The sequence below is a fragment of the Kamptonema formosum PCC 6407 genome (genome assembly GCF_000332155.1).
GTDB classification, from domain to species: Bacteria; Cyanobacteriota; Cyanobacteriia; order Cyanobacteriales; family Microcoleaceae; genus Kamptonema; species Kamptonema formosum.
Genome location: NZ_KB235904.1, coordinates 1,684,357 through 1,694,858, shown reverse-complemented (window position 1 = coordinate 1,694,858; position 10,502 = coordinate 1,684,357). Strand labels below are relative to the sequence as shown.

Genomic DNA, 10,502 nt, shown 5'->3' with positions numbered 1-10,502 from the left:
AATCCGACTTCCGAGAGCAGAGCTTGTACTGTGAGGACATCAAAACCAGGGATTTGAGTAAAATCTACTCCACTAATCCGATACAACTGATGGCGCAAGTCAAAATTGGGTTCGTGACCTCTGGGCTTTCTGTTACCCCGTTTGGGAGGGTCTATCACTAGCCATCTTTGCTTGATGTTAGCATAATCACTTGATATCGCTGCTATTTTATACCCCTTTATTTGATTTGGCTCCCAGGCATTATCTTCTATATCCCAGATTTTATTTTGAGCTTCTTTGATACTTAATGGTACTCTGGTTATCCATTTCATTCCTGCCATCGCTGACAAATTAGGAGCTGTGTATAAGGCCCGTTCTGCTACACAAATACCGTCAAATGTCCACTGGATTTTGAAATTCTTTCAGTCTCTCTACAAATACACTTTTATCATCCCAGCTTGATAATATTTGTCTAATGCTCTGCCTATCCTGTCATCGTTTAATTGTTCAGGCGTTACTCCTTCTCCAATTAGATGTTCTGTTGCTTTTCCTACAAAAAATGTATCGAATAGGTATATTGGGGCGCTCAAAAACCCCAATCCGTTCAAAATCATCGCTTTCATTACTTGTCCTGGGCTGAGGGTTTCTTTGGTTCTTAATCCCACTTTTTTGTTGACTTCTTCTACCAATTCCATCTCATCTATTATTCCTGCTACTATTCCCAAATGGTCTAAATTTACAATATTTATCGCTTCTGAGGGCTTTTTCATAGTTTTTAGAGTTGGGTTAGTGGTGGAAATTATTATATCCTAAAAAAGCCTAAAATGATTGCATAGCAATCACTTTAGGCGTTATTTATTCCGAATCTATCCTCTATTAACGCAACTTAAATATCTGCGGAATGTGGGATATAAATCCATTACATCGGTAATTGGCATTCGGGAATGAGCGCCTAAAGTTAAGGGCGAAGTATGCCCTAATTCTAAATGTTCGGCGGCGGCACAAGCAATCATCGCAGCATTATCTGTGCAATATTTCAAGGGGGGAAATAGTACGCGCAAATTGTGTGCATTGGCCGCTTTTTGTAAGTGTTGTCTTAGTCCGCTGTTAGCTGCAACTCCGCCGCCGATGGCAATAGTATTTAAGCCACAATCTAAAGCGCAGGCGATCGCTCTTTTTGTTAAACTCTTGGCTACTGTTTCCTGAAAACTCGCTGCAATATCCTTTACTGGTAAATCGTCATTCTCTTTTTGTAGCTTCTGGACTAAATGCAACACAGCCGTTTTTAATCCACTGAAACTGCTGTCATAGGGATGATATCCTCCTGTAGGCAAAGAAATTTTACCCTCCGGTAGGGAAAAAGCTTTCGGATTGCCAATTTGAGCTAGTTTATCAATGATGGGGCCGCCCGGATAGCCTAACTTTAATAAACGAGCTACTTTATCAAAAGCTTCACCCGCTGCGTCGTCGCGAGTTTGACCTAAAATTTCGTAGTTTCCGCAATTTTTGACATGAATCAAACTGGTATGACCCCCGGAAACTAGCAAGCATAAAAACGGTGGGTGCAAATCGGGTTCGCTGAGGTAGGAGGCATAGATGTGACCTTCTAGGTGATGAATACCTAAAAAAGGCTTCTGATGAACAATTGCGAGGGTTTTTGCTGCTGTTAACCCGACTAGCAAAGCACCTACTAAACCGGGGGCACAAGTGGCTGCAATCCCGTCAATTTCTGACCAAGTGAGGTTGGCTTCACTCAGAGATTGCGCGATCGCCCCATTTACCATCTCGACATGACTGCGCGAAGCTACCTCTGGGACGACACCCCCATATTGTTGATGGATTTTAATTTGTGACGCTACCGCACTGCTGCAAACTTGACGATTCTTAACAATCGCTGCCGCTGTTTCGTCACAACTTGTTTCAATTGCTAAAACGGTTGCCATATATTCAATTTTACGTGATAAAGTTAGTGTCGCATACAAAAAGAGCAGCCATAAACTCAGATATATGCTGAGCTAATTGGTGGTGGCTGTCTGACTCAGCCTTTAAGAATCAAGTTTTTTGTGGATCGATCCCAAAAAGGTTGTCCTTAAAAATCTCCTTATCTTTAGATCGGGGAATGTCTATCTGGCAAGCTCAAAAAATAGTAAGATGTCTTCCAGACAAGCAACCTTGAGATGCTTGTACAAAAAACTTATTGTTTTGTAACAAAAGGAAACAATTCCATGCGAAGATTGTTTGCTGCGATCTTAGTCCTGAGTCTTTGGATCAGTTTTGTACCTGTAGCCTCGGCATACGATTTAGTACCCTGCAAGGACTCGCCTGCTTTCAAAGAACTAGCGAAAAATGCTGTTTCTACGAATGGCGATCCAGCTTCAGGAAAAGCCAGATTTGAGCGTTATTCTGAAGCATTGTGCGGGCCTGAAGGCTACCCACACTTAATTGTAGATGGTAGCTTGGAACACGCGGGCGACTTTTTGATTCCCAGCGTCCTGTTTTTGTACATTACTGGTTGGATTGGCTGGGTTGGCCGTTCCTATTTGCAAGCCGCGAAAAAAACCAGTTCTCCAGAGGAACAAGAGATTATTCTCAATGTGCCTTTGGCAATTTCCTTGATGCTAACCGGCTTCTTGTGGCCTTTGGCAGCACTCAAAGAAATCACCACTGGTGAAATGTTCGCCAAAGATGACGAAATCACTGTTTCACCTCGCTAATAGTTAATGGTTGTTAACTGTTAACTGTTAACGGTTAACTGTTAACTGTTAACAATTCGATGTTCTGTTGATTATTGTGGAGAATTGTTGATGCAATACTTTGTGAAATTTCTTTCTACAGCACCAGTAGTTACAGCGCTTTGGCTGTCAATTCAGGCTGCGGCTTTGATTGAATTTAACCGTTTTTTCCCTGACTTGCTGTTTCACCCTCTGCAATTGCACTAAAGCTTGAGTCGTGTTAGGTTGCAGGTCAAGCGATTTTAGATTGCTGATTTTAGATTTGGGATTTAATCGCAGATTCCTAATCTCAAGTTTAAAGCGATCGAATCTAAACATCGATTGACCTGCGCTTTATGTTTAAAGCTATTTATACAAATGGTTAATAGGGAAAATCTTTGAAGTATCAAAGACTTTACGTTGTTTCTCCCTTCTTTTTAATTCTTCTGCCTTCTGCCATTCTAGATAACTAAATTTTTCCTTCTTCCTTCTTCCTTCTTCCTTCTTCCTTCGATGAAATCATATCTCGCTGCTGCAATTCAAATGACAAGCTTGCCTGATTTGCAAAAAAATTTGCTTCAGGCAGAAGAATTAATCGATCTGGCTGTGCGCCAAGGTGCTGAGTTAGTGGGTTTGCCAGAAAACTTCCCATTTATGGGGGAAGAAGCTGAAAAAATGGCACTTGCTAGCGAGATCGCGATCGAAAGTGAAAAATTCCTGAAAACGATGGCCCAGCGGTTTCAAGTGACAATATTGGGAGGGGGGTTTCCCGTGCCGGCAGATAGTGGGAAAGTTTACAATACCTGTTTGCTAGTAGACTCGAATGGAATTGAACTGGTAAGATATAAAAAAGTACATCTGTTTGATGTCAACGTACCAGACGGTAATACTTATCAAGAATCGAGCACAGTCAAAGCAGGGGAAAACTTGCCTCCTGTCTATCCTTCAAAAGATTTTGGGGTGCTGGGACTGTCGGTATGCTACGATGTGCGTTTTCCAGAACTATATCGCCATTTGTCTTATAAGGGAGCCGAGGTTTTGTTCGTGCCGGCGGCGTTCACTGCTTATACTGGAAAAGACCATTGGAAAGTGTTGTTGCAAGCCAGAGCGATCGAGAATACTTGTTATGCGATCGCACCTGCACAAACCGGTCGCCATTATGGGAGACGACAAACGCACGGTCATGCGATGATTATCGATCCTTGGGGAACAATTTTAGCGGATGCGGGGGATGGGCCGGGAGTGGCGATCGCAGAAATTAATCCCGATCGCCTGGAACAAGTTCGCCGCCAAATGCCATCTTTGCAACATCGGGTTTTTATCTGAAATAGTATTAGGTAGGAAATTTAGACTAGACATCTCCAGAAATTAAACTTAAATCTTTGTAAAACAAGGGTTTAGGAGTGATTTTGGGGGTGTCTGCTACGGATTTAAAACGTTATACTAAATCTTCCTACCGATCGCAGAAAATGTTGAGAAGATATCAGGCCAAAATCCTAGCAGCTATTCACCAGCCAGTACCTTTGCGCCTGGTCTTAATTGCACCATTTATCATCGAAATTTTTGCTGTTGTCGGACTGACTGGATGGCTATCGCTACAAAATGGTCAAAAAGCAGTCAATGACTTAGCCACTCAACTCCGAAATTCCGTTAGCGATCGCATTCAACAACACTTAGAAAGTTACCTAGAAAAACCATTATTAATCGTTAAACTGAACGTTGAGGCCTTTAAACTAGGACAATTAACCTCAGAAAATTCTCTAGCCTTAGAACGCCACCTGTGGCGACAAATGCAGTTTTTTTCTAATATTCGTTCCAACTATTTTGGCAACAAAGAAGGTGCAATCTCTTTAATTACCAGAGAAGATGATGGGGTGACAGTTGTGAGAGTAACAGAAAAATTTCCCCAACGGACTACTTACACCCTTGATAATCAAGGAAATCGCCAACAACGCCGAAGAATAGACCAAAATTACGATCCTAGAACTAGACCTTGGTATCAAGCTGCAATCAAAAATAATCAAGCAAGTTGGGAAATTTATAGCTTTACCTACGGAACTTTAGGAATCACCGCATCACAGCCTGCTTATGACGCTTCAGGCAACTTTCAAGGAGTTTTTGCCGTCGATCTCAGTCTCAGTTATATCAGTGACTTTCTGCGAACCTTGGAAATTAGTACCAACGCTCAGACTTTTATTATGGAACGTTCTGGCTATCTAGTAGCGAGTTCAGATTCTCAGCCGTTTACAGTTAACACCGAGGGAAAACAACAACGTATTTTAGCAACGGAAAGTCGCACTCCCTTAATCCAAGGGGCCGCTCAATATTTGAATTCTCAATTTGGTTCTCTTAACAAGGTTAGGAATACAGAACAATTCAATTTTTGGATCGGGAATATGCACTTGTTTGGACAAGTATTACCCTACCGAGATGCACGAGGTTTAGATTGGTTAGTGGTCGTAGTTGTGCCAGAAACAGATTTTATGGATGAAATCAATGCTAACACTCGGACTACGATTATTTTGTGTATTGCAGCTTTGGCTGTAGCTACTTTATTGGGGATTTTAACAGCTCAATTAATTGCACGACCCATTCAACATTTAGTAATAGCATCGAAGGCAATAGCCTCTGGAGAACTCAATCAACAGGTAGAAATAGCTGCTGTTAAAGAGTTAAATGTTTTGGCGGTATCTTTTACTCAAATGGCGGGTCAGTTACAAGGTTCTTTTACAGAATTGGAACAGTCAAAAACGAATCTAGAAATTCGCGTTCAAGAGCGAACTATTGAGTTAACTCGTGCTTTAGAAGAACTACAACAAGCACAATTACAACTTATTCAAAGTGAAAAAATGTCAAGTTTAGGGCAATTGATGGCGGGAATTGCTCACGAAATTAATAATCCTGTGGGTTTTATCCATACTAATTTACCATATACTCAAGAGTCTTTGGAAAACTTGTTAGTTTTAGTTAAGCTTTATCAGCAGCAATTTCCTGATGTAACTCCAGAGATTGAGGAACAAAAGGCAATAGCGGATTTGGAATTTTTGCAGGAAGATTTGCCTAAGCTTTTATCTTCAATGCAAGCTGGGACTGAACGTATTCGGCAGATAGTTCTCTCCCTACGAAATTTTTCCCGCCTAGATGAATCGGCGGTGAAAGCTGTAGATTTACATGAGGGATTAGAGAGTACGTTATTAATTTTAGAACACCGTTTACAAGCTCAACCAAATCGCTTGGCTATTCAAGTTATCAAAAATTATGGTCAGTTGCCAATGATTGAGTGTTGGGGAGCTCAAATGAATCAGGTATTTTTGAATATTATCAGTAATGCCATTGATGCGATCGATGCTTTGGCTGTAGAAAATCAAACAGAGAATGGAATTTCAAAGGATGGATTTTTACGCTATCCTCCTCCCCAAATTACAATTTCTACGGCGTTAGTTGAGGGTAATGTTACAAATGTTAGCGACACAATAGGAGAGAGGGTTATAATTAGTATTGCTGATAATGGTAAGGGTATTTCAGAGGACGTGCAGTCCCGGATTTTCGATCCATTCTTTACTACAAAATCTGTGGGTAAGGGAACAGGACTAGGATTATCAATTGCCTATCAAATTGTTGTTAAACAGCATGGTGGTTTACTGAGATTTAATTCGACTATGGGGAAAGGAACTGAATTTATCGTTGAAATTCCTGTTAAAAAATGAGGGTTTATTTAATCAGGCAATTTTTAACATTTTTGCTATAATTCTGATGTAGATTTCACCTGGTTTCACCGAAACTATCGGCTTCGTAACGCCGCCATCCTGGCGGTATACTTAACAGCCAGGATGGCGGCGTTACAAATATTTTTGTGTAAGTTATATAGTTGGTATAAAATACTGGAAACTGGGGTGTCGGTATCAGCAAGAGGCTTATGGCTCTTGCATATTGCTTTATTACCAATTACCGCTAAGATTTTTTATGACTCGCAACATTTACGCGCTGCTAGTTGGGATTGACCAGTATCTCCCCCCTGTCGCACCTTTGAGAGGTTGTGTTAACGACATTACGGCCTTTGAAGAGTATCTGCGATGGCGAAGCGCCGCGCCTTTGGCATCGCGCGTCACTTCTGACGATGACCAGCAACTCCACCTCCTCACCCTCAAAAATCAACAAGCTACCCGCCAAGCAATCATCGACGGTTTCCGAACACATCTCAGCCAAGCTAATCGCAACGATATTGTACTATTTTATTACAGCGGACACGGCTCCCAAGAACCCGCACCGCCGGAATTTTGGCACTTAGAACCTAACCGCCTCCACGAATCTTTGGTTTGTTGGGATTCCCGTCAAGAAGGTGGGTGGGATTTGGCCGATAAAGAATTAGCAAAACTGATATCTGAGGTTGCCAAAAAAGACCCGCACATTACAATTATTATGGATTGTTGCCATTCCGGTTCTGGCACTCGGAATTTGGAATTGCAGGAAACTGGGGTAAGGCGAACACCTGCAAATAGGCGAACGCGACCGATAGAAAGTTTTATCTTAAACTCCGAAGAAATTAGTAAGTTAGTATCAACATCTCGCAGTCCCGAAGCAAATCCTACTGGCTGGATGATACCACGCGGTCGCCATGTTTTGTTAGCAGCTTGTCGCGACTGCGAAGAAGCCAAGGAATATTACGGTACTGGACAACATCGCGGTGCTTTTTGCTATTTTCTTTTAGATACTTTGCAACGCGCTAATGGTAGTTTAACTTACCGGGATGTATTTAAGCGCACTAATGCTTTAGTCCGCAGCAAAGTTGCGTCTCAGTCGCCGCAGTTGGAAGCGACAAATTTAGAAGATTTAGACCAGCCGTTTTTAGGAGGTGCGATCGCAAAACGCACTCCTTATTTTACTGTGAGTTATCATTTAGAGTACGGCTGGATAATTGACGGCGGCGCAGTACACGGCATTCCGCCAGTGGTAGGGGAAGAAACGACTCGGTTAGCTTTGTTTGCAATGGATAGTAATCCCGAAGATTTGCGGCAACTTTCTAACTCATTTGCCGAAGCAGATGTTACCGAAGTTTTACCCCAATTCAGCAAGATTTCCTGTACAAATGTAGATAACTCACTGGATGTAGAAAAAACTTTTAAAGCAGTTGTTACCAGTTTGCCAATGCCGCCTTTAGGTGTTTGCATTGAAGGAGAAGAAGTAGGTGTAAAATTAGCAAAGGAAGCCTTACAAAAAGCGGGGCCGGAAGGTCAAGCTTCAATGTATGTTGGGGAAGTAGAAACAGCAATTCAAGCTGAATTTCGGTTAATTGCTCGTAATGGCGAGTATATCATTGCTCGGCCAACGGACGATCGCCCGTTGGTGGCTAAAATTTCTGGTTATAACCAAGGTAATGCTAATTTAGCGATCGCGCGTTTGGAACACATCGCCCGTTGGACGAATATCGCTGAACTTTCTAGTCCTGCATCCAGTCGCATTGACCCCGATGCCGTAGAAGTGAAAATATATCAGGGGGAAGTCGAAATTGAGGCACAACAAATTCGGTTAGAATATAAGTATGAAAATGGCAAATGGCAGCAGCCAACTATTAGGATAAAATTCATCAATCGTAGCGACGAACCGCTTTACTGTGCCTTATTAGATTTAACCGAAACTTACGCGATTTTAACTGGCTTTTTTGCCTCTGGCGGTGTTTGGTTACAACCCGGAGAGGAAGTATTTGTTTTAGGGGGAAATCCGATTTATGCCACAGTACCCAAAGAACTCTGGGAACAGGGAGTTACTGAGTTTAAAGATGTCCTAAAATTGATTGTCAGTACAGCGGAATTTGACGCAACATTGCTGGAACAAGAAAGGTTAGATGCGCCTCGAACTCGTGCAGTTAAAATTGCGGGAAAGGGAGGAAAAAGCGTTCTCAATCGCTTGATGAACCGCGTACAAACTCGCGATCTTTTATCGCAACCAGAGAAGGATGAAGTATGGGATGATTGGGTGACATCTCAGATTACATTTACCACAGTGCGACCGCAGGAAACGACACCGATACCCCAAACGGGAGAAGCGGTTTCCTTGGGTGCGGGTGTAGAAATGCGATCGCATCCCAGTTTAAAGGCAAATGCGCGTTTAACGACGATTCCCCAAGCGACGCGCGATGTAGGTAATATGATTTTGCCGCCAATTTTGCGGGATAATCCAGAGTTTATCCAGTCTTTCCAATTTACAGCCAGTCGCGGTACTGACCCCGGCCTGAGTGCGTTAGAACTCAGCAATGTGGAAGATGCGGCTGCCGTAACGCCGGAACAGCCGCTAGAATTGATAATTGATGCGCCGCTGGCTGAAAACGAGGCGCTGATTGGGATTGGTTATGATGGCGAATTTTTCGTCCCGACGGGGTTGGGGAAAAGGAGCGATCGCGGCCAAACAGAGATAAAATTAGATCGGTTGCCCGATCCGGTATCATCGGGAAGTCGCAGTCTTGGCGGTTCTGTCCGCATCTTTTTCCAGAAAGTCGCCCTGCAAAAATTAGGCTACGATTACGAATATCCGATTTTAGCGATCGCCGACCTCCTCACAAACGATAAAGTATCTTATGAGAAAGACATTCACGAAGTGAGAGAGTGGGTAGCGAAGGCTCAGCGAATTCTTCTCTTCACTCACAGCATTCTCGGAGATACTCAAAAAATGGTTCCTGGGATCGGGCAAGTATCGGTGCAAACGAACGGTCAGCATCGCCCTCTCAGCGATTTGTATGACCTTGTTCTCACTTTTGATTATGAAAGTATAAACACTCCGATTGAGGAGAATGCGAGATCGTTAAAGCACCGCTTAGAGTTGGCCGGACTGGGCGCGAATCATGGCAAAGTGCTGCACATCGTAGCCCAAGGAATGGGCGGCTTAGTGGCGCGGTGGTTCATTGAACAAGAACAAGGGAATCGAGTTGTGCAGCACTTAGTGCTATTGGGACCGCCGAATGGCGGTTCTCCCTGGGCGACAGTGCAGAGTTTGGCGAAAACAGCGTTACTAAGTGCGATCAATGGGGTGACTGCGATCGCGCCTCCTGTCAAGTGGCTCAGCGATTTGCTGCTAAAAGGGACAGTGGAAGCTGCAAGCGTGTCTCTAGAGCAAATGCAGCCCGGATCGGAGTTTCTGAAGAAGCTGGCGGCAAGTCCCGATCCACAAATTCCTTATACAGTGTTAGCTGGTAATCAGTCCATCCAGCCGGCGGCGCTGGCCCAGAGGAACGGCCAGGCGAGTACCTTCGAGCGCATGATGCAGAAGGCGGGGGGAATGACTGGCAATATGGCGATGTTCGGCCAGCCAAATGATATCACCGTGAGTGTGGCATCCATGACGCAGTTGGGTTTGGGGAGAAAGCCGCAGATTTCGGAGGTTGGCTGCGATCATTTCAGTTATTTGAGCATTGCTGAGGGGTTGGAAGCCTTAGCGATCGCGCTTTCTAATGCTCCTGAAATGCCTCTTTTAGTGTCTTCTGGGCCTGTTGCTGTGGAAGCGCGATCGGATTTTGCACCTGTGAAAGCACCGCCAGTTGCTACTCCGGCTGTGGCTGAGGTTGCACCTGCCTCAATGTCTACGGCTGCGGCTGCTCGCAATGTTAGTCAGAAAACCCCGGATTTAGTCACTATAACTGTTGAGCGTCACTGGTTGATTGGGGGTTTTGCTGTAATTGTGGCGTTGCTGAGTGCGATCGCGCTGATGAATGTCATGCTATTAATGCGGCCTGTTCCTGAAGCGCCGAAGTTGGAGAATAAGAGTAGTAAAATTTTTTGAATTTTGGGTTTGGGGAGCGCGATCGCTTTTATTTCTAGAGAG

Annotated in this window: 6 protein-coding genes and 1 pseudogene; 5 read left to right on the top strand and 2 right to left on the bottom strand. The window is 43.7% G+C overall.

Translation table 11 applies throughout. The features are described from left to right. Both OSCIL6407_RS38615 and tsaD read right to left on the bottom strand, forming a co-directional pair. A pseudogene (locus tag OSCIL6407_RS38615) lies at nt 1-749 on the bottom strand (DUF4277 domain-containing protein); the annotation flags it as partial. A 96-nt stretch (nt 750-845) separates the two neighbouring features. Next, nucleotides 846-1,922: a tRNA (adenosine(37)-N6)-threonylcarbamoyltransferase complex transferase subunit TsaD gene (gene tsaD / locus OSCIL6407_RS0124310; RefSeq protein ID WP_019487782.1), complete on the bottom strand. Its 1,077-nt coding sequence runs from the start codon at nt 1,920-1,922 to the stop codon at nt 846-848. 282 nt (nt 1,923-2,204) lie between these two features. On the opposite strand from tsaD, the gene OSCIL6407_RS0124305 reads away from it, so the two are divergent. From OSCIL6407_RS0124305 to OSCIL6407_RS0124285, 5 genes are all read left to right on the top strand, one after another. Next, entirely contained in the window at nt 2,205-2,693 is a 489-nt protein-coding gene (locus OSCIL6407_RS0124305; protein ID WP_007355063.1) for a photosystem I reaction center protein PsaF,subunit III, read from the top strand. A 90-nt stretch (nt 2,694-2,783) separates the two neighbouring features. Beyond that, nucleotides 2,784-2,918 (top strand): photosystem I reaction center subunit IX, encoded by a 135-nt coding sequence (psaJ, locus tag OSCIL6407_RS32935; RefSeq protein ID WP_007355062.1) that lies wholly within the window; start codon nt 2,784-2,786, stop codon nt 2,916-2,918. Nucleotides 2,919-3,203: 285 nt separating this feature from the next. Beyond that, the gene (locus OSCIL6407_RS0124295) at nt 3,204-4,016 is read left to right on the top strand and encodes a carbon-nitrogen hydrolase family protein (RefSeq protein WP_007355060.1); all 813 of its coding nucleotides are present in this window, start codon (nt 3,204-3,206) and stop codon (nt 4,014-4,016) included. A gap of 89 nt (nt 4,017-4,105) precedes the next feature. Further along, on the top strand, nt 4,106-6,397 hold the full coding sequence (locus OSCIL6407_RS0124290; protein ID WP_019487779.1) for a sensor histidine kinase: 2,292 nt from the start codon (nt 4,106-4,108) through the stop codon (nt 6,395-6,397). Between the two features lie 256 nt (nt 6,398-6,653). Then, nucleotides 6,654-10,460, top strand: a complete 3,807-nt coding sequence (locus tag OSCIL6407_RS0124285; protein ID WP_007355058.1) for a caspase family protein — start codon at nt 6,654-6,656, stop codon at nt 10,458-10,460. Nucleotides 10,461-10,502: the final 42 nt, after the last annotated feature.